Source organism: Photobacterium panuliri (genome assembly GCF_059920555.1).
In genome coordinates this window covers 3,035,773-3,055,675 of the sequence record NZ_CP197192.1, presented here as the reverse complement: position 1 = coordinate 3,055,675, position 19,903 = coordinate 3,035,773, and the positions used below count along the sequence as shown (strand labels likewise).

The 19,903-nt window shown below is 50.7% G+C and carries 15 protein-coding genes and 7 tRNA genes; 6 read left to right on the top strand and 16 right to left on the bottom strand.

Going from position 1 to position 19,903, the window contains the following annotated elements; genetic code table 11:
- Positions 1 to 109: 109 nt before the first annotated feature.
- Both ACSF8X_RS13880 and ACSF8X_RS13875 read left to right on the top strand, forming a co-directional pair.
- Positions 110 to 358, top strand: coding sequence for a GlsB/YeaQ/YmgE family stress response membrane protein (locus tag ACSF8X_RS13880; RefSeq protein ID WP_047877427.1), 249 nt, complete (start codon positions 110 to 112; stop codon positions 356 to 358).
- A gap of 123 nt (positions 359 to 481) precedes the next feature.
- Positions 482 to 1,441 (top strand): glutathione S-transferase family protein, encoded by a 960-nt coding sequence (locus ACSF8X_RS13875; protein WP_500850246.1) that lies wholly within the window; start codon positions 482 to 484, stop codon positions 1,439 to 1,441.
- Here the strand turns inward: ACSF8X_RS13875 and ACSF8X_RS13870 are convergent.
- From ACSF8X_RS13870 to ACSF8X_RS13825, 10 genes are all read right to left on the bottom strand, one after another.
- A complete protein-coding gene (locus ACSF8X_RS13870; protein ID WP_500850245.1) occupies positions 1,407 to 3,074 on the bottom strand; it encodes a response regulator in 1,668 nt (555 codons plus the stop codon). The two genes, ACSF8X_RS13875 and ACSF8X_RS13870, sit on opposite strands and share 35 nt — an antisense overlap.
- Positions 3,075 to 3,198: 124 nt before the next feature.
- Positions 3,199 to 3,555 (bottom strand): hypothetical protein, encoded by a 357-nt coding sequence (locus ACSF8X_RS13865; RefSeq protein ID WP_157037768.1) that lies wholly within the window; start codon positions 3,553 to 3,555, stop codon positions 3,199 to 3,201.
- Positions 3,556 to 3,580: 25 nt separating this feature from the next.
- Complete coding sequence (locus ACSF8X_RS13860) at positions 3,581 to 4,246, bottom strand: winged helix-turn-helix domain-containing protein (protein WP_500850244.1); 666 nt, start codon at positions 4,244 to 4,246, stop codon at positions 3,581 to 3,583.
- Positions 4,247 to 5,560: 1,314 nt separating this feature from the next.
- Positions 5,561 to 5,645, bottom strand: a tRNA-Tyr gene (locus ACSF8X_RS13855).
- Between the two features lie 67 nt (positions 5,646 to 5,712).
- A tRNA-Tyr gene (locus ACSF8X_RS13850) sits at positions 5,713 to 5,797 on the bottom strand.
- Between the two features lie 67 nt (positions 5,798 to 5,864).
- Positions 5,865 to 5,949 (bottom strand) — tRNA-Tyr (locus ACSF8X_RS13845).
- A gap of 67 nt (positions 5,950 to 6,016) precedes the next feature.
- Positions 6,017 to 6,101 (bottom strand) — tRNA-Tyr (locus tag ACSF8X_RS13840).
- A 67-nt stretch (positions 6,102 to 6,168) separates the two neighbouring features.
- Positions 6,169 to 6,253 (bottom strand) — tRNA-Tyr (locus ACSF8X_RS13835).
- A gap of 67 nt (positions 6,254 to 6,320) precedes the next feature.
- A tRNA-Tyr gene (locus tag ACSF8X_RS13830) sits at positions 6,321 to 6,405 on the bottom strand.
- Between the two features lie 81 nt (positions 6,406 to 6,486).
- Positions 6,487 to 6,571 (bottom strand) — tRNA-Tyr (locus ACSF8X_RS13825).
- Positions 6,572 to 6,805: 234 nt separating this feature from the next.
- On the opposite strand from ACSF8X_RS13825, the gene ACSF8X_RS13820 reads away from it, so the two are divergent.
- The 3 genes from ACSF8X_RS13820 to rluF all read left to right on the top strand — a co-directional run bounded on the left by ACSF8X_RS13820 (position 6,806) and on the right by rluF (position 12,393).
- Positions 6,806 to 7,891 carry an efflux RND transporter periplasmic adaptor subunit gene (locus ACSF8X_RS13820; protein ID WP_047877423.1) on the top strand — a complete coding sequence of 362 codons (1,086 nt, stop codon included), beginning with the start codon at positions 6,806 to 6,808 and terminating at the stop codon, positions 7,889 to 7,891.
- Positions 7,891 to 11,019 carry a multidrug efflux RND transporter permease subunit gene (locus ACSF8X_RS13815; protein WP_047877422.1) on the top strand — a complete coding sequence of 1,043 codons (3,129 nt, stop codon included), beginning with the start codon at positions 7,891 to 7,893 and terminating at the stop codon, positions 11,017 to 11,019. The genes ACSF8X_RS13820 and ACSF8X_RS13815 overlap by 1 nt, the downstream gene beginning before the upstream one ends.
- Positions 11,020 to 11,226: 207 nt before the next feature.
- A complete protein-coding gene (gene rluF / locus ACSF8X_RS13810) occupies positions 11,227 to 12,393 on the top strand; it encodes a 23S rRNA pseudouridine(2604) synthase RluF (RefSeq protein WP_500850243.1) in 1,167 nt (388 codons plus the stop codon).
- 58 nt (positions 12,394 to 12,451) lie between these two features.
- Here the strand turns inward: rluF and ACSF8X_RS13805 are convergent, their stop codons facing one another.
- Positions 12,452 to 13,069: a DedA family protein gene (locus tag ACSF8X_RS13805; protein WP_047877420.1), complete on the bottom strand. Its 618-nt coding sequence runs from the start codon at positions 13,067 to 13,069 to the stop codon at positions 12,452 to 12,454.
- Positions 13,070 to 13,328: 259 nt separating this feature from the next.
- Here ACSF8X_RS13805 and aroC point away from each other — a divergent pair, with 259 nt between their 5' ends.
- Entirely contained in the window at positions 13,329 to 14,414 is a 1,086-nt protein-coding gene (gene aroC / locus ACSF8X_RS13800; RefSeq protein WP_047877419.1) for a chorismate synthase, read from the top strand.
- Positions 14,415 to 14,487: 73 nt separating this feature from the next.
- Here the strand turns inward: aroC and ACSF8X_RS13795 are convergent, their stop codons facing one another.
- The 5 genes from ACSF8X_RS13795 to ACSF8X_RS13775 all read right to left on the bottom strand — a co-directional run bounded on the left by ACSF8X_RS13795 (position 14,488) and on the right by ACSF8X_RS13775 (position 19,882).
- Positions 14,488 to 15,132, bottom strand: coding sequence for a trimeric intracellular cation channel family protein (locus ACSF8X_RS13795; RefSeq protein ID WP_047877418.1), 645 nt, complete (start codon positions 15,130 to 15,132; stop codon positions 14,488 to 14,490).
- A gap of 245 nt (positions 15,133 to 15,377) precedes the next feature.
- Positions 15,378 to 16,682: an outer membrane protein transport protein gene (locus tag ACSF8X_RS13790; RefSeq protein ID WP_047877417.1), complete on the bottom strand. Its 1,305-nt coding sequence runs from the start codon at positions 16,680 to 16,682 to the stop codon at positions 15,378 to 15,380.
- Between the two features lie 349 nt (positions 16,683 to 17,031).
- On the bottom strand, positions 17,032 to 18,297 hold the full coding sequence (locus ACSF8X_RS13785) for an outer membrane protein transport protein (RefSeq protein WP_500850242.1): 1,266 nt from the start codon (positions 18,295 to 18,297) through the stop codon (positions 17,032 to 17,034).
- Positions 18,298 to 18,600: 303 nt separating this feature from the next.
- On the bottom strand, positions 18,601 to 19,317 hold the full coding sequence (locus ACSF8X_RS13780; RefSeq protein WP_047877415.1) for a DUF3379 domain-containing protein: 717 nt from the start codon (positions 19,315 to 19,317) through the stop codon (positions 18,601 to 18,603).
- The gene (locus tag ACSF8X_RS13775) at positions 19,310 to 19,882 is read right to left on the bottom strand and encodes a sigma-70 family RNA polymerase sigma factor (protein ID WP_500850241.1); all 573 of its coding nucleotides are present in this window, start codon (positions 19,880 to 19,882) and stop codon (positions 19,310 to 19,312) included. Before ACSF8X_RS13775 ends, ACSF8X_RS13780 begins: the two co-directional genes overlap by 8 nt.
- Positions 19,883 to 19,903: the final 21 nt, after the last annotated feature.

The following is a 19,903-nucleotide window of genomic DNA, read 5'->3' as shown; positions in this document are numbered from 1 at the left end:
GGGCTATGCTCAACAATATCTTTGACTTTTTCGATGAGCAAATATGAGACGAACACCTTGGATGAACAAGGTTCAAGGTGCAACATCAACATAGGATGAGGAGAGAGGAATGGGTGTTTTTTCTTGGATTATTCTGGGTTTGCTGGCCGGGGCACTGGCGAAATGGCTGATGCCCGGTGATGATGGCGGTGGCTGGATAGCGACGATGGGGTTGGGTATTGGCGGGGCGTTTGTTGGCGGCTGGGTTGGGGCGTTTATCGGCTTGGGGCCTGCGACAGGGGTCAACATTGGTAGTTTGGTGACGGCGACGCTGGGGGCATTTATCCTGCTATTTATCTATAACAAGTTTATTCGCTAGGCGAGAAAACGTTTCGGCGCAGTCATTCGAAAATTTCGATGATCCCTGCCAATATTCCCCCGCCGACTTTGTGTGGGCTCCTTTCTATAATCAAGGGAAACGTATGATGAGAAGGGGGAGATCATGGGAAAATTGGTGCAGGGAGTATGGCATGATGTGTGGTATGACACTAAAGACAGTGGCGGGAAATTTGTCAGGGAGGATGCTGGTTTCCGTCATTGGGTGAAGTCGGCTCGAGACAAGGGAGACGATCATCTATTTGCTGCTGAGTCAGGTCGATATCACCTATATGTATCATTAGCGTGCCCTTGGGCTCATCGGACACTGATATACCGTAAGCTTTTGGGGCTTGAACCGCATATTGGGGTGACAGTTGTCAGTCCAGATATGAAAAATCAAGGTTGGGCGTTTGACACCCCTGAACCGCTTTATGGCGCGTCTTTCCTTCATCAGCTTTATACTCGAGCCAAAGCGGATTATACCGGACGAGTTACGGTCCCGGTTTTGTGGGACAAGCACTCCCAGACTATTGTCAGCAATGAGTCTGCCGAGATCATCCGAATGTTCAATTCGGCATTTAATGATGTGACGGGCAATGAGGTTGACTTTTATCCTGTCGAGCTAAGGGAAGAGATCGAGCGATGGAACGAATATGTTTATCCGGCAATTAACAACGGTGTCTATCGTTGCGGTTTTGCTACGACTCAGCAAGCCTACGAAGAAGCCTTTGGCCTGTTGTTCGCCGCGTTAGACAAGATAGATGCCCATCTTGCCACATCACGTTATCTTGTTGGTAATCGACTGACTGAGGCGGACTGGCGCTTGTTTACGACCCTGATCCGTTTTGATCCCGTCTATGTCGGGCACTTCAAATGCAACCGCCAGCGTCTTGCTGACTATCCACACCTAAAAGGTTACCTTAAAGAGCTCTACCAGTATCCGGGTATCGCAGATACGGTCGACTTTTATCATATCAAGCGCCATTACTACTTTAGCCATACCACTATTAATCCTACGGGGATTGTGCCGTTAGGGCCCGAGTTGGATCTTAATTCTCCGCATTTGCGAGACAGGCTGGTGTAACTGCCTGCGCAGCCGCAGTGCGTCTAGCCGTCAGTTTGTCGAACAGGCTTTGGCGTCGCTGTGAAAGCTGGGGGGGTAATGGCATCAGGGATAGCGACTTTACGCCATCAATCAGCTGGGCGTCGCTGTCCTCACCTAGCAGATAGAGGCATTCGAGCTTGCCGAGGTTGGCTTCGCTGCTGTAGGGGTAATCGCGCAGTACTTGTCGGTAAACCTGTAGAGCATCAGCGGGTGCTGGCTGCTTTAGCGATTCGGCTTCTAACAGCCGTTTTTCGGCTGACTTTATCGCGTTGATGAGTAACGGTTGTTGCCGGATATCGTCAAGACGCTGCTGGCTGTGCGGGCCGATTGGGGCCTGTTGTGTGATGGCGTAGTGGCAGAGCCCTAATAGCGATATTTCGCCAAGATGAATCAGCAACGGTAGTGCGTCGGCAATAATCGCAGATGGTAATTTATTGGTTTGGCTGAAGAAATAGGATAAACCAATTAATAAATGACGTTTGGCGTCCAAGGGGCGCTGGTTGATACCGAGCCTCGCCTGGTAGATATGACCAAAGCTGGTAAGCGTATTTAGCTGGGCTGGAGGTAACCGCGAGGCAAGCCGCCGGTGGATAATCTCAAGCTCGCTCATTAACTGGCGGGAAAAAAAAGGAGAGTGATGCCGAAAGTAGACTTTTTCTATGATGGCCGTATATCTCGCTAAGTTGTCGAGCCATGCGGGATCGGTGATTGGCTGATTTGCAGCCAGAGAGCGGCCGCATTCGAATAAGAGTTGATGGTTGTTTGTGTCGGCGGCCAGTTTGGCGACTCGCAGCGTGCGTTGGGCGATACACGGGGTTTGTCGGTGCGCTTTCAGGGCGATGTTCAAGGCCTCGTCTACATGGCCGCTTTCGGCAAGGAAATCAGAGAGGAAGTCATAGAGTTCGATTGCCAGAGGATGGTGCTGAAGTTGCTGCTGAAGGAGCCGAATGGCTTGCTCTTTGTGCCCGAGGTGATACCAGGCTCGAGCCTGATAAAGATACAACCGTGGGTGAGGTGTGCTGGTAAGTCGCTGTTCTGCTTCTTTAGCCGCTTCCTCCCAGCGCTCTTCGGCTAGCAGCATGTCAAGAAGCAGCCCGGCAAGTTTACGGTTGTTACCTACCTGAGAGAGCATTTCCCTGCATTGTTCAATAGCAAGGTCAGTATTATATTGCCGAGTATCGTAAATCGTTTGGCAGTACTGGTTGCTTAGCAGCGTCGCCGTCACTTTTTCCCGCACCACCCCAAGAGAGATCGGTTTGTGGATAAAGGCATCGGGGGCGATAGAGAGGCTGGTGAGGATTGCCTCGCTGGTATGGTCGCCTGATGTCATCACAATCCCACAGGCAGGTTTGATGGCATTGTTGAGCCTTAGCATGGCAATGAGTTCGCAACCGGTTAGCGGTGGAGAGAGATGGTAGTCCACAAACAACAGGTCGAAAGCACAATGTTGGCAGGCGGCGATGGCTTGAGGGGCCGTCTGAACCATGCTGATATCAGTGTAGCCAATTTGATTTAAGAGGGTTTTGAGCAGACATGCCGCACTTTTTTGATCGTCAATGATCAATATCTTCCCTTTTTTAACTGTGGTGTCATCCTTGGCGCTTGTCGGCATCTCCGTACCCTATTTTATTATGCTCCTAGTTGAAGTGTAGGCTAGCGGAGGTTGCTTGGATATAGCGGGAGGGGTGAAAAGGGCTGATCATGTGATCAACCCTGAAAGTGGGACTGTCGGAAGGTTAGTCTTGCTGGCAGAAAAGCATCACATTGCTGGATGTGTTTTTTTCCGGGCCACGAAATACCAAGCTGCATGTATTATCCAGTTCGAAAATACGATGGCGTGACAGATGGGTATCGTCATCTTCGTTGACCAGCAAGTAACGGTTGCGTTCAAGGCGACTGAACTCAAACGTATAGTGCCAAGTATCGTTTTGCATCCTGTCGTTGTGGATATCACTGTTCGACATTTTGAACTGGTAGCTGTTGCGGAACTGCTTGATATAGGTCGTACTGCTGATCCCATTTCTTTCAACGGTGCCAACCAATACATTCTCTTGCAAGTAAGTGCTACCGAGCAATCCGATGTTAACGATCACGACCATCGCAATGAGCGGGTAGCGTTTAACAAAAAAGAATCTTGTTAGTTTTGTTATAAGTGCAGGTTCTGTCATCGAGAATTACTCGTAGTTCATTGGTGTTGTCGTTCTTTTCAATCTTCTGGTATGGCACGGCATTGAAAAATGAATGGAATACATTTTTGTACCAAATAGCACTCGCAAGGCTGTAGCCGTTGAACAGGGTGATACCAATGAGTACCGCCGCGATGGTGAAGGTGGCTGCGGTATGGGTCTTGGGAGACTGAACATTGCATTTAGGCGCAGGCGCAGGGGCATCAGGTTCTGTTGCACAGACCTGCAGTGCTGGACGAGCCTCTAACTCAGGGCGGTTATCATCAATGACAATGGAGTAACCTGTGCCTGGGTGGTTGATAATGACAGACTTGTCGCTGTCACCTATCGCAATCCGAGTCCGATTGATCAGTTGTGGCAGGCTTTCTGGTGAAATTGCATGGCTGCCCCATATCGCTTCGATGATATCGTTTTTATCGATTACTTTTGGGTAGGCATCGATCAGGCATTGTAGCAAGGCTTTTTGCTTGCTGGTTAGCTTAACCAGCTCGGCTTGGGCCTGAGTATCGGTGGATACTTTATACAGTGATTGGGAGGTAAAGCTCCAATAGAGCTCTCCCAACACACAGTATGAAGACCGTGAATTAAGATCGATCAAGCAAGTGTCTCCGTTCGGGCGGTGTTAGCTAATGTTGCATAAGCGAGGTAAACCAGTCGTTTCTGTATTTTGTATGTCTGGTCGGTATTTATCGCTTTGGGGTTAATACTTGTACTGTACTGTATGAGTAAAAGTGAGGGATTTTGTCTGATAAATCATGCAATGTCTATTTAGAGTGTTTATTTCCAGCTAAAAAAAACATTATCATCATGTAAAAACAGACACATAATGGAAAATAAGGTTGCATTTTAGTCGATATTTACGTGGCTTTATGGGTAGGGATTCTGAGAAAAAAGAGAGGCAGGTTAAAAAATGTACGGCAAGGCATTGAGATGTTGCGAGAGGAGGGAGGAGAGCATCGGGTACAAAGAAGGGAGAGGAGCAAAAAAAGGGGGGATATCCTTTCCCCAATAATCACCAGTAGATGTCACATAGAGAGATACTCATTCCAAAAGTATCTTCGTTGTGGGCAGAGCCCAATGATCAACGAGTCGCTCTGTTAAAGTCAGCGTGTTGGGTTGCTAACTTTTTTCGGCTCTCCATGTGAGAGATCATCTTGTTCTTTACACGCAGGAGGTGTTCATCATGTAACTTTTTGACTTGGATATTAAGTTGCCTGCTATTCTTCACTGCAACCGTTCCTTCCCAAAACCGTGTATTGCCAATGTAGAATGGTAGCAATAGTCGGATTGTAAACTGGTACTGTCAAAAGTGACGGTTCATTCCCCCTGAGTGATAGGTGATTGCGTGTATTGCTCATAAATAAAGTACAGTAAATTAGCCAACGAACATTGAAGCGATACCTCAAGTTCGAAGTCAGAATACGTTGCGATTGCATTTGGGCAAACTTACATTTGATTAGTTAATTTATTTGTCATTTAGATTGACACTAAATGAATGTAAATAAGCATGTTAATCTCAATTTAAACATGCACTTAGTGGCATTTGAGTTGATGATATTAGTGCGTGTTGGTGAGGTTTTTATAGCGCCGAATATCTATTATGACGAAAGTCGTCAGTGTTCTAAAAAGTGATAACTATTGCTGAAGGGCGATGCGCAACCCTCTTTTATGCGTCTGTTTTTGTAAGAGGACAGAGGCGGATCTCGCCGGGACCATAACAGATTGGAAGGTGGGTATTTCGCGCTAGGGTAAGTGTGGGTGACTGTGTATATTCAATTTAATGAGCGGGTTTGTAGCGCGTTGGAAACGTAGAGAAACAGGTTCGATGGCGGCTAAGAGGTGATGTGATGAGGGTTATCGTGTGGTAATAGATACGAAAAAGCCAGCTGCTTGCGCAACTGGCTTTGAATGATGGTGGAGGGGGACGGATTCGAACCATCGAAGGCGGAGCCGGCAGATTTACAGTCTGCTCCCTTTGGCCACTCGGGAACCCCTCCACGGGGTGTTACAAATTGTTATGGTCTTATCGACCTCGAAAATCGCATTGGCAATTTTCTTGAATGATGGTGGAGGGGGACGGATTCGAACCATCGAAGGCGGAGCCGGCAGATTTACAGTCTGCTCCCTTTGGCCACTCGGGAACCCCTCCACGGGGTGTTGCAAATTGTTATGGTCTTATCGACCTCGAAAATCGCATTGGCAATTTTCTTGAATGATGGTGGAGGGGGACGGATTCGAACCATCGAAGGCGGAGCCGGCAGATTTACAGTCTGCTCCCTTTGGCCACTCGGGAACCCCTCCACGGGGTGTTGCAAATTGTTATGGTCTTATCGACCTCGAAAATCGCATTGGCAATTTTCTTGAATGATGGTGGAGGGGGACGGATTCGAACCATCGAAGGCGGAGCCGGCAGATTTACAGTCTGCTCCCTTTGGCCACTCGGGAACCCCTCCACGGGGTGTTGCAAATTGTTATGGTCTTATCGACCTCGAAAATCGCGTTGGCAATTTTCTTGAATGATGGTGGAGGGGGACGGATTCGAACCATCGAAGGCGGAGCCGGCAGATTTACAGTCTGCTCCCTTTGGCCACTCGGGAACCCCTCCACGGGGTGTTACAAATTGTTATGGTCTTATCGACCTCGAAAATCGCGTTGGCAATTTTCTTGAATGATGGTGGAGGGGGACGGATTCGAACCATCGAAGGCGGAGCCGGCAGATTTACAGTCTGCTCCCTTTGGCCACTCGGGAACCCCTCCACAGGGTTCAGTGTGCTAGGAGTTATCTCAACTAGCGGAAAGACGTACCATACACAAGATATAAACGGCTTTCAAGAATAATGGTGGAGGGGGACGGATTCGAACCATCGAAGGCGGAGCCGGCAGATTTACAGTCTGCTCCCTTTGGCCACTCGGGAACCCCTCCACAAGTGCGGGGCGAATATTAGCAAACTTAGCGTTACTGTAAACCTTTTTCTGCGAATAGCTTAACTGCTTGCTGTTATTTTCGTCATCTTGTTGGTGTGGTTGACGATTTGGTTGTTTTTCAACTCTTGTTCGCAACACGTAAACGTAATATTGCTTATCTTTACACTTCTTTACCCCGTTTCGCTATTCCATCAGATATCATCTGCGCAGTTTTCTAATAATGGATTCAAGAATGAAAAAAGTCCTTGTTGCGGCGTTGGTGACCGCCGCGTTAGCAGGTGGCGGTTATGTGTACTTCCACGGTGAGTCGGTTGCCGCTGAGCCAAAGGCTCGTCCCGGAGCTGCCCGTGAGATCCCTGTAACGACGGGTGTGGTTTCCTCGCATCCGGTGAGCCAGTCCTTATCATTGGTGGGTAAGCTGGAGGCACAACGTTCAGTAAACTTGGCGACGGAGGTCGCTGCAAAGGTTGAGCGTATCGTAGTTGGCGTGAACAGCCAGGTTAAGAAAGGTGAGCTGCTGGTGCAACTGGATGATGCCAAGGCTCAGGCGGCTTATGCCGAAGCAAATGCTTACCTCACCGATGAAAAGCGCAAGCTGGGCGAATATAAGCGCCTGGCTACCCGGGGTGCGATTACCCAGACGGAGATTGATGCCCAGCAGGCCAGTGTCAATATTGCCGAGGCACGTTTGAAAGCCGCTGAAGCGGAGTTGGCCGATCATGCGATTCATGCCCCGTTTGCCGGGACGGTCGGATTGGTTGATTTCAGCGAAGGCCACATGCTGACGGTGGGCAGCGAGCTGTTCTCGCTTGATGATTTGTCGACGATGCGCCTTGATATCCAAGTACCCGAGCAATATTTGTCGTTTTTGCGCGAGGGGATGAAAGTCACTGCCACAAGTCAGGCATGGCCGGGGCGTGAGTTTGACGGCGTACTGACGGCGATTGATTCGCGGGTACAGCCCGATTCGCTCAATATTCGGATTCGTGTCGCGTTGGATAATCCAGAAGCCAGACTTAAGCCGGGGATGATGATGGTGGCTAAGCTAGGATTTGCGCCGCAGGATGCTGCCGTGATCCCTGTTCAGGCTCTTGAGTATTCAGGTACCAAGCGTTTTGTTTACTTGGTTGATGATGCGGGTAAGGCCCACCGCACCGAAGTCCAATTGGGGGCGCGGGTGGAAAACGAGGTCATGATTGAGTCTGGTATCACGGTCGGCGACCGTATTGTGGTCCAGGGCCTGGTGAACATGCGCGATGGGGTGCAGGTGAACGATCTGACGGCGGGGAAATCACCGAACAACGGGGATAAGGTCTGATGTGGTTGTCTGATGTATCGGTGAAGCGCCCTGTTGTGGCGATTGTACTGAGCCTGTTGCTGTGTGTATTTGGTATCGTATCGTTTACCAAGCTGTCGGTACGTGAGATGCCGGATGTCGAAAACCCGGTGGTGACGGTATCGACCAGTTACTCAGGGGCATCGGCTTCTATTATGGAAAGCCGGATCACCACAGTGCTTGAAGATCAGCTATCGGGGATCAGTGGTATCGAAAGCATTACCTCGACAACCCGTAACGGCATGTCGCGGATCACGGTGGAGTTTGAACTGGGCTGGAATCTGACCGAAGGGGTCAGCGATGTGCGTGATGCGGTATCCCGCGCCCAGCGTCGTCTGCCGGATGAGGCGGATGATCCGATTGTCTCCAAGGATAACGGCAGCGGCGAATCGGCGCTCTATATCAACCTGACATCGGGGACAATGGACCGGACCCAGCTGACCGACTATGCCGAACGGGTTCTGGTGGATCGCTTCAGCCTGATCAACGGGGTGAGCTCGGTGGATCTTAGCGGTGCACTATACCGGGTGATGTACGTCAAGTTGAAACCTGAGCAGATGGCCGGACGTGGGGTGACGACAAAAGATATTGTCAATGCCCTCAATCAGGAGAACGTCGAGCTGCCTGGCGGCGAGGTGCGCAATGATATGACCACTATGTCTGTCAGGACTGCCCGCCTATATCGTGATGCCAGCGATTTTGAATATCTGGTGGTGCGCACGGCCAGTGATGGTTCGCCGATCTACCTCAAAGATGTGGCTGACGTTGCCATCGGCGCCCAGAACGAGAATGCGACGTTCAAGAATAACGGCATCGCCAACCTGAGCTTGGGTATCGTGACTATGACCGATGCCAACCCGCTGAATGTGGCTGATGATGTCTATGCCGAGGTTGAGCGGATGCAGCGCTTCCTGCCGGAAGGGACTTCTCTGTTTGTCGACTATGACTCGACGGTGTTTATTGACCGTTCGATTCAGGAAGTTTACAGCACCTTGTTTGTCACGGGTTTGCTGGTGGTATTGGTGCTTTACATCTTTATCGGCCAAGCAAGGGCAACCCTGATCCCCGCAGTAACCGTGCCCGTATCGCTGATTTCAGCCTTTATGGTGGCTTATTTCCTCGGCTTTTCGATCAACCTGCTGACCTTGATGGCGCTGATCCTGGCTATCGGGCTGGTTGTCGATGATGCCATTGTGGTGGTTGAGAATATTTACCACCATATCGAAAAGGGTGAGCCGCCATTGCTGGCCGCTTACAAGGGAACCCGTGAAGTGGGCTTCGCCGTTGTTGCGACAACCGTGGTGCTGGTGATGGTCTTCCTGCCGATTTCGTTTATGGACGGTATGGTCGGCCCGCTGTTTACCGAGTTTTCGGTCTTGCTGGCGGTATCAGTCATTTTCTCATCGATTGTGGCACTGACGCTGAGTCCGGTATTGGGTAGTAAGCTGCTTAAGGCCAATGTGAAGCCAAGCCGTTTCAATCTTCTGATTGATCGGATGTTTGGTCGAATGGAGAAGGGTTACCGCAAAGTCGTGACGGTATCGGTTCGCCATCGCTATGTCGCGCCGTTTATCGTGCTGGGTTTTATCGGTTTGAGTGTGGTGTTGATGAAGGCTGTTCCGTCGCAGTTGGCCCCGCAGGAAGACCGCGGTGTGATCTTTGCCTTCGTCAAAGGTGCAGAGGGCACCAGCTACAACCGGATGGTGGGCAATATCGAAGAAGTGGAAAGCCGCCTGCTGCCTATGGTCGGCAAGGGCGTTCTGAAATCGGTCTCTATCCAGACCCCGGCCTTCGGCGGTCGAGCTGGCGACCAGACTGGCTTTGTGATCATGCAGCTGGAGAACTGGGAAGATCGTGACATGAGCGCCACTGAGGCGCTGGGTATGGTGCGCAAGGCCCTGCAAGGGATCCCCGATATCAGGGTATGGCCGTTTATGCCGGGGTTCCGGGGCGGTTCATCGGAGCCTGTTCAGTTTGTGCTTAATGGGGCGGATTATGCCGAGCTGTTCAAATGGGCCAGTGAGTTGAAGGTGATCGCCGAGGCCAGCCCGATGATGGAAGGCGTCGATCTGGATTATGCGGAAACCACGCCTGAGCTGGTGGTGACGGTGAACCGTCAGCGCGCTGCGGAGTTGGGAATCCCGGTCAATGATATCGCCGAGACGTTGGAGGTGATGCTGGGTGGCCGGAGCGAAACAACCTTCGTCGATCGTGGTGAGGAGTATGATGTCTACTTGCGTGGTGACGAAAACAGCTTCAACAACGCCTCGGATTTGAGCCAGATTTACGTGCGTACCCGAGATGGCCAGCTAATTACGCTGGAGTCGCTGGCCGAGGTCGAGGAAGTTGCATCGGCTCAGCGTCTTAGCCATAACCAGAAGCAGAAATCGATCACCCTCAAGGCGAACTTGATCCCGGGCTATACCCTAGGAGAGGCGTTGGATTTTCTTGATGAGCAGGCATTGTCGATGTTGCCGAGCGATATCGTGATTGACTATGCCGGTGAGTCCAAGGATTTCCGAGAGAACCAGAGCAGTATCTTGATGGTATTTGGCTTGGCATTGCTTGTGGCCTACTTGGTTCTGGCTGCCCAGTTCGAGAGCTTTATCAACCCGATGGTGGTGATGCTAACTGTACCTATGGGGATATTCGGTGGCTTGGCCGGTTTGTTGCTGATGGGACAAAGCCTCAATATTTTCAGTCAGATCGGTATGATCATGCTGATCGGAATGGTAACCAAGAACGGGATCCTGATCGTTGAGTTTGCCAACCAGTTGCGTGATAAGGGCGTGGCGTTTGAGCAGGCGATCATCGATGCCTCCGAGCGCCGCCTGCGGCCGATCCTGATGACGGCATTTACCACCCTGTTTGGCGCGGTGCCGTTGATCTTCTCGACAGGCGCCGGCGCAGAGAGCCGCATTGCGGTTGGGGTTGTGGTGTTCTTCGGGATGGCGTTCGCCACTTTCGTGACCCTGATTGTGATTCCTGCAATGTACCGTCTGATGGCGGCAAACACCAAGTCTCCGGGGTATGTTGCCGAGCAGCTGGAAAAAGCACTGCAGGACGACTCTGCCCATGGAGCCGGGGAGGACAAGGGAGCAACGGCTTAATTTATGTAAGCATTTCTGCCAATCCGTAGAATAAGGCCGGTCTCTATTTATAGATGCCGGCTTTTTGTTTGCAGCTTTTCTTTTCTAAAATTGAAGGGGATTGCTAGAATAGCGCCAACCCGGGAACGTCGATGTACGATAGCCCGGAAAGTGCATTAGTCACCAACCTTACATCGCGTTGCGAAACGCAGAGAATAGAAGAACACCATGCCAAATAAACAGCCTCAATCCGCAGCTCAGGGCGGTAACGCCAACGGCGTTCGTTTGAACAAATATATCAGCGATACCGGGTATTGCTCACGACGAGAAGCCGATAAGTTGATTGACCAAGAACGTGTAACGATCAACGGCAAGTTGCCGGAAATGGGCACCAAGGTCATGCCGGGCGATGAAGTGCTGGTGGATGACAAGCCTCTGCGTGCGAAAGAGCAGCCGATTTATATCGCGTTGAACAAACCAGCCGGGATCACCTGTACCACCGAGCGTCATATCAAAGACAATATCGTTGACTACATTGGCCACCGTAAGCGTATTTTCCCTATTGGCCGCTTGGACAAACCGTCAGACGGTCTTATTTTCCTGACTAATGACGGTGATATCGTCAACAAGATCCTGCGTGCGGGTAACAACCACGAGAAAGAGTATGTGGTGCGTGTCGACAAGCCGATCACTCAGGAGTTTATCGACAAGATGGCCTCTGGGGTTGAGATCCTTGATACCGTTACCCTGCCTTGTAAAGTGACCCAGGAAACCCCATTTTCGTTCCGGATTGTGTTGACGCAGGGCCTTAACCGCCAGATCCGCCGGATGTGCGAGGCATTGGGCTATGACGTATTCAAGCTGCGCCGAGTGCGGATCATGAACGTCAGCATTGACGGCCTGCCAAACGGCAAGTGGCGTTATTTGACCGATGCAGAGATCGCCGATATCCACAGCTTGATTGCCGATTCGAGCAAAACCGAAGAAGCCTCTCGTGTTGATGCCGAGGGCAAGGCGATTCAGAAGGCGACCGATGCCAAGTTGTTCGACAGCCGCCAGCAAGGCAATGGCGAGGCGTCCGGTAAGATTCAATACAAGACCTACAAAGGCAAGGGTGATGCGCCGCGCCATCGTGGCGAAAGCGGCGAGCGTCATGGCCGCGGTGATCGCAATGAGCGAAATGAGCGTCGCGGTGGTAGCTTCGGCGGCAATCGTGATGAACAGCGCCGTAGCCCTCGTCCGGGCCGTGGGCCACAACCAGGCCATTTCCGTAACCGTGATGAGCAAGCGGGTCAGGGCAAGCGTGGTCAGCGTGATGATCGCCCGGCGGGCCGTGACGACAAACCACGCAGCGGTGGTTCTAGCCGGATCCAGAAGTGGGTGCCGGGTAAATAAAGTAGGCCGCTTGCTTACGTGAATAGACAGAAACGGGAACCTCAAGGTTCCCGTTTTTTTATGCCTGTGGTCGTTCGCGATATTGCCACCAGATTATGCTCAGAATGCAGGCGGCAACAACCCCGGTTCCTGCACACCATACTGTCATTCGGTGTGTGTGGTAGAAATTCAGGAATGGGGAAAGCTCGTGCATAAGAACGACAGGGCCGATCCCGAATACCGTAACCCAGATGGTGGTAGCCAGAGCATTGCTGGCAATAAACGTATTGAAAGGCATCTTGGCAATGCCGCAGCCAAGGCTCATGGTCTGTTTAAGCCCTTCGACAAAGCGGCTGATGAGAAGGGCGACAAGGCCGAATCGCCCAATGAACTGGTGTAGCTTGGTTTCGGTCTGAGGTTTTAGCCAGCCTTTTTTCAGAAGGAGGTTGCCGAATTTAAGGCCTGTAAGGTAACCCAGCATATTGCCGAAAAAGGCACTTGATGCCCCGACAAGCAAGACGCCTTCGATGGACATTTCACCGTTGGCGGCAAGAATACTGGATACAATCAGAAATGACTGGCCGGGAGTGGGGATCCCGATACCCTCTAGCGCAATGGTGAGCGCAAGAATCGCGTAACCATATTGGTGAAGATAAGGGGCCAGTTCATTGATGATGTGCTGCAGGGTCTCGAGCATAGTTTGAATTTTGTGATTGATGTCAAAAAAATCAGTATACGCTCAATATTTCCGGAACAGAATATGCCTCCTTGGAATTGTCTGGGTGTTTTACTGAAAGTGGTTGGGACGATTCCTACTTGCAATCGCTGGCGCGAATGTAGAGTATGTACTCATTGATGAAAGCAGTTGCTACTGGCCGGCACAGAGGGACAGGGTGCATGTAGTTAGGGCGGCTTTTTTGCCCAAGGGCGAGTCTTAGAACAATACAGAGGAAGTCATGGCAGGCAACACGATTGGACAATTATTTCGAGTCACCACATTTGGTGAAAGTCACGGTTTGGCATTGGGCTGTATCATAGATGGTTGCCCGCCGGGGTTGGCACTGACCGAAGCAGACATGCAGCATGATCTGGATCGTCGTCGACCAGGGACGTCAAAATATACCACTCAGCGCCGAGAGCCTGACGAAGTAAAGATTTTGTCCGGGGTGTTTGACGGCCGGACGACGGGGACGTCGATTGGCTTGTTGATTGAGAATACCGATCAGCGTTCCAAAGACTATTCGGATATCAAGGATCTTTTCCGTCCGGGCCATGCCGATTATACCTACCACCAGAAGTATGGTATCCGTGATTATCGTGGTGGTGGTCGTTCTTCGGCGAGGGAAACGGCAATGCGCGTTGCCGCAGGTGCTGTGGCGAAGAAGTACCTACAGCAAGTGCATGGTATCGAAGTGCGTGCTTACCTTTCGCAGATGGGAGATATTGCCATTGACTCGGTCGACTGGGATCAAATTGAGCAGAATGCCTTTTTCTGTCCGGATGCCAATAAAGTTGAGGCATTCGACGAGTTGATCCGTAAGCTGAAAAAAGAAGGCGATTCGATTGGTGCCAAGGTGACGGTGGTCGCAAAGCGGGTTCCGGTTGGGTTGGGCGAGCCGGTTTTTGATCGACTGGATGCCGATTTGGCTCACTCGTTGATGAGCATTAACGCGGTGAAAGGGGTAGAGATCGGTGATGGCTTTGATGTCGTTGCCCAGCGAGGCAGCGAGCACCGAGATGCCATGACTCCTGATGGTTTCCTTTCTAACCATGCGGGCGGCATCTTGGGCGGGATATCTTCTGGCCAAGATATTGTCGCCCATATTGCGATGAAGCCGACATCAAGTATTACCGTGCCGGGTGAGACGATTACCGCACAGGGTGAGCGTGCCGAAGTGGTCACCAAGGGCCGCCATGATCCTTGTGTCGGAATTCGCGCCGTGCCGATTGCTGAAGCGATGATGGCGATTACCCTGATGGATCACCTGTTGCGTCACCGGGGACAGAATGCTGGAGTCGTCACGGCGACCCCTCAGATATAATGGGTGAAGCCTGTTTGTAAAGGGGCGTTGCTGTAGACAGAGACGAAAACGAGGAGCTTTGCTCCTCGTTTTTTTATGCTTTGGGTTTGGCTTCGGCAGTGCCTGTATCGTTTTCTTCAAAGTGAAAGACCGGTAGGCTCCAGCTAAACTGTACCGCAGCCATTCGAATACAGAAGCCAACAACAAGGGTGCTGACGGTCACAATATTACTGTCAATGCCCACATAGAGCATTCCGTAGTACATTGCACCGGCAAGGAACGACACGGATGCATAGAGCTCTTTGTGCAGTACCAATGGTTGGCGACGGCAGATCAAGTCACGCAGCAGGCCACCGAACACCCCCGTCACGACTGCGGCGACAATGCAGATCAATGGCGACAGGCCCATATCCATCGCCACGCGGCAACCGATAATACTGAATACAATTAATCCTAACGAGTCTAGCATCACGAAGACTTTATGGAAGCGAACCACAAGTGGGGCCACCATGGTGGTAAACAGGCCAGCAAGGCAGGTAATGGCGAGGTATTGAGGATTGGCAACCCAGCCAAGTGGATAGTGTCCAAGTAGAATGTCACGAACCGTACCACCGCCGATAGCGGTAGCACTGGCAACCAGCATAACACCGAACCAATCCATGTGACGTTTGCCTGCAGCGAGAGCCCCTGTCATGGCTTCAGCAGTAATACCAATAATATAAAGAGTCGTTAAAAGCATGATGATATAACTTTGAATGCGCTAGGAATACGGGTGATTCTAGTAATCAAGTAGTTGGCGGTCGAATGAAATGTTTCGGCTTATGGATGAATTCAATTCATGCATTGTCAGTAATATGCTGTGAAGAGGTAGGGTAACTGGGCAGAATGAATCTTGATATGGTGGCGAGCTGTGGATACAAAAAGGGCTGCATATTGCAGCCCTTTTGGGATTAGGGGATTGGCCTAATGGCTCTGTCCTACAGCTTAGAAGCGGTAGTTGGCCTGAACACCGATCAGCCATACGCTGCCGGTAGTTTCACCTTTGATTTCCGCAATTTTCTTGCCTTGGATTTCAAGTTCTTCGGTCATTGGTGCATCTTTGGCGAAGATATATGTGAAACCGGCATCAAAGCTTAGGTTCTGTGACCACTGGTAACCTGCACCTAGGCTCAGCCATAGACGGTCTGTCTCTGGGATGGTTTGGGTGCGGTGCTCGTCGCTTACCGCTGACATGTCGTAAGCCACACCGGTACGCAGAGCCAGCTTGTTGCTGTATTGGTAAGTTGTACCTACGGCAAAGCGGTAGCTGTCTTCCCAGTTTTCTTCTTTGATCAGATCGGTGCCTGTACCGAAGCTAGGGATATTGGCTTCCAGTTTGTCGAAGCTGCTCCAATCGGTCCAGTTGAAACTTGCGTGCATGGCAAGTTTGTCTGATAGCTGGTGGAAGCTGGCAATTTCAGCAGTAGCCGGTAGGCTGAGAGCCATGCTGCCAGGACGTGTCTTGCCGTATCCTAGGCCTGAGGCATTGCCTTCTAGGTTAAGGTCAACGGCTGAGCGGTAGTTTACACCGATACGGTTGTCAGTGTTGATCTGCCATGCGCCACCAAGCTGCCAGCCCCATGCAGTATCATCGCCTTTCATGTATTTCAGGTCTTGGCCTTTCAGTGCGCTCATGCCAAGTTTATTGACCAGTGCATCCAGTTTCGGTGGCAGGTTAGCTGGGATTGATGCGCCGATATGGCCTTCGCCCATCACATAGCGAACACCACCGCCAATGCTGAACTGCTCGTTGATTTTGTAAGCAACGTTCGGGTTGATCTCAACGGAGAAAACATTAGCCTGATCGCCAAACATGGTGCCCAGGAAATCGCCGCCTAGTTCGGTTTCCATCCCATAGTTAGTTGCGATGGCCAGACCAACCGCCCACTGTTCGTTGATGCGGTGCGACAGATAGAAGTTAGGAACCACAGCATCATGGGCAATGTCTTTTGCTTCGGTAGGGATGCTTGCACCTGGCAGGTATGGGCTGGTGATATTGCCCTTAACATCGATGTTAGGGTCAACATAGATCGCACCAGTAGATACCTGAGTACCCTCTAGGTAAGCCAGCATGGCTGGGTTACGGAACTGGGCACTGGCGTTGTCAGCCATTGCCGCTTCACCGGCAAAGGCACGGCCAAGGCCTGTCGCAGAATATTCAGCTAGCTGGAAGCCTGCTGCCATGGTGTTTGCACTCATACCCAGTGCTAGTGCCGCTGCCAAAGAAAGTGTGATTTTGTTCTTGTTCATCAGTCTGTTTTGTTCGCTGAAATTACGTGGCGCAAATCATACGCCTTAGAGTAAAAGCTTTAAGTTTTTCTTGTGATTTAAATACAAATAGGTCTTAAATTCTATTTTTATCTATTTATATGGTGTTTTATCTGGTGAATATTGTTCACTACGATCTGGTCGGATGAGATTTCAGCGTACATGTGTACGAGGTGAGGTGACTTTCGGCGACGGTGTGTTAGCTGGAATTAGCGAGTTAATCTATAGGTATTAGACTATAACCATTAAATATCAATGGTTTATTTTTGTAAAAAAAGAGGGCGCCGTTGGCACCCTCTTGGATTATAGAATTTGCTTTTTGTTCGCTGAATTAGAACGAACGGCTGTACTGAACACCGTATAGCCAAGCGTTGGCGCGAGTGGTTGCAGACACTTGGCTTAGGCCCGTGCTGTTTTCTACAACTTCAACATCTTTGCCGACGAGGTAAGTCACACCAAAATCAATGTTCGACTTGCTGTCTAGGTGGTAGGTGAAACCACCGGAGAACCACTGGCGATCTGAGTCAGGCACAGAGATAGATGTCTTTTCGTCCTGAGCGCTGGTGTCATACATATAACCGGCACGTAGGGTCCAGTCGTTGTTCATGTAGTAAGTACCGCCCAGCGCGTAGTGCCAGCCGTCTTTCCAGTTGTAGGAGTTTAGTTCGCGGCCGCCCGTTGTTTCCAGCTTGTCGAATGCGCTCCAGCCAATCCACTGTACGCTGTAGTGAACCGCGAATTGCTGGTTCAGGCGGTGGTAGCCAGAAAACTCAGCCATATCAGGCAGTGGCATTTTCAGCTTCTCGTCGCTGATATTGCCGCCGTCGGTTTTGAAGAACATATCGCCTTCAGCTTCTAGTTCTGGGCTGTAGCGGTATGAAAGACCGAAACGGTTGTTTTCGTTCAGTTCGAACACTGTACCAACGTTCCAGCCAAGGGCAATACCATCAGCATCAACATCCAGAAGTTGGCCTTTAGGGGCCTTGCCGCCGCTGATGAAATCAAGCGCGCCTTCAATGCTCTTGTTAGAACGCTGTAGTTTACCTGTACCGTAGATAACATCCAGGCCACCACCGACACTCCATTGCTGGTTGATGCGGTATGAGGTGCTCAGGGCTAGGTTGACGCTTTTTACATCTGTCAGACCGCCGTACTCGTTACCTGCGAAGTCGTCGCCGAATTCGGTTTTGGTACCGAAGTTAGAGTACAGGCCAGCACCCACAGTCCACTTTTCGTTAAGTGGGTGAATGTAGTAGATGTTAGGAACAAGGGAAATATCACCGATAGACTGGTTATCTTGGCTGCTGTTTAGGTTGCCTGACAATGGGTTGGTGTATTTGATATTTTTGACCTGGATATCCGTATCAATAGCATTGATACCCAGAGAAAGAGCAGGCTTGTCGAACAATGACATTGCTGCTGCGTTACGCGCCATTACTGAGGCGTTGTCTGCGATCACGGCATCACCGGCAAATGCACGGCCAAGGCCTGTTGCAGATTGTGCGTTTAGCTGAAAGCCAGCTGCCATGGCTTGCTGTGATGCTACGGTTACGGCCAAGGCAACCATAGACTTTGTAAACAGACGCTTCTTATTCATATTTATAGTTATTCCTAATTATTTTTTATGTTTATCTCTGCTAATTCCTGCAGGATGCGCAGATTGTATTGGTGTCCTTATCACCAGCAAATCAGACCAGTTGTAAGGCACCAGCGGTATTGTGTTTTTATTGACCGCTTGGGCAGAGTGTAATCACAAAAGAAGGGAATATGGCAGCACAAAGATACAATTATGCTAGAGGGGTAACACTTTACTTTCAGTATCTTAGTTCGGTATGAGAAAGGGCTCCGGCATTCTATTTTTGAATAAGCCGGAGCTGTTGCATTAATTTTGTTGAGTTGTTCAAATTTCCCAGTTTAGTTCCGCTTTGAGCTCTTTGGCTACAGGGGCCAGATTCTGCCCGGGTTCGCCAACAACGATGAGGCTGGCATCGCGCACGGGAAGGAGTACACCCTGCATGTTGTCGCCGCTAAACTGGTTGATGCCCTGGGTGGTTTCCGGTACGACAAAGATAGTTACCTTCCCTGCCGAGCTTTCCATGACCATATGGAGCGCATTGCTATTGCCAAAGCCACAGTGGTTGACGTAGTAAACATGACCCGGAAGCTGGGCGAGCTTGGAGCCGAATGGGATGAGCTTGGCATTGACCTGCGACAGGGTGACCCCCTCGTCAATCCCATCTATGAAGGGGGCTTCGGCCTGTACGTGATCGAGAGCTATCTGGGCGATCCCTACAGGATGCTCGGAGACAGGGGATAACCCTAAACGAAACTGCCCGATAGAAATCCCTACCACAAAGGCGACAGACGCTGCGAGTGCCACCCATCCTTTAGTGCCAAAACGGTTTTTTTCGGGTTGGCCGGATTGGTTGAACAGGATCCGGTCAACGAGATCATCGGGAACGTCGACTTTCATGGCCTGCTCTAGTTTGCTGTCGAGCATTTGGAGTTCATCGGCTAATTTGCGGTTGGCCAGCGAGGCGTTGCGGCTCTCGATCATTTCAGGACTGGCATCATTGGGATCAGCCAAGAGGCGTCGGCGGAATTCTAAATCATCCATTGTGTTGGCCCCTCTGTTCAGATTGCTTTTCTAACTGTTCTTTCAATTGATTTCTGGCTCGGAAGAGGCGAGTCATCACCGTGTTGCGGTTTAGGCCTAGGATATTGGCAATTTCATCGCCGTTGAAACCGGCCATGACCTGAAGCACAAGTGGTTCGCGGTATTCCGGGGCCAATTTCATGATCTGTTGGCGTAACATCTGCTGTTCAAGGTTGTTGTCACTATCACTTCCCATATGCTGGCTATCTGCGATGGCATAATCGTCGATATCGACCAGATCCAATTGTTTGCGTTCGAATCGGCGTGCGTTTTCCCGGCGTAATATTGTGATCAGCCAAGATTTTGCTGCCTTGTCATCTTGTAGGCTATCGAGCGACCGCCATGCTCGCAAGCAGGTTTCCTGAACCAGATCTTCGGCAATATGGGGATCATGGCATAACCAGTAGGCATAGCGGTATAAATCTCGGTGCCAAGCCCTGACGAGGGCTTCGTATCGTCTTTGTTTGTTCATGTCTACTGTGACCGAGGCATCGGACTTTTTCTTTCGGAAAAAATGCTTAATCATAAAATCGCCCATCAATGTGTC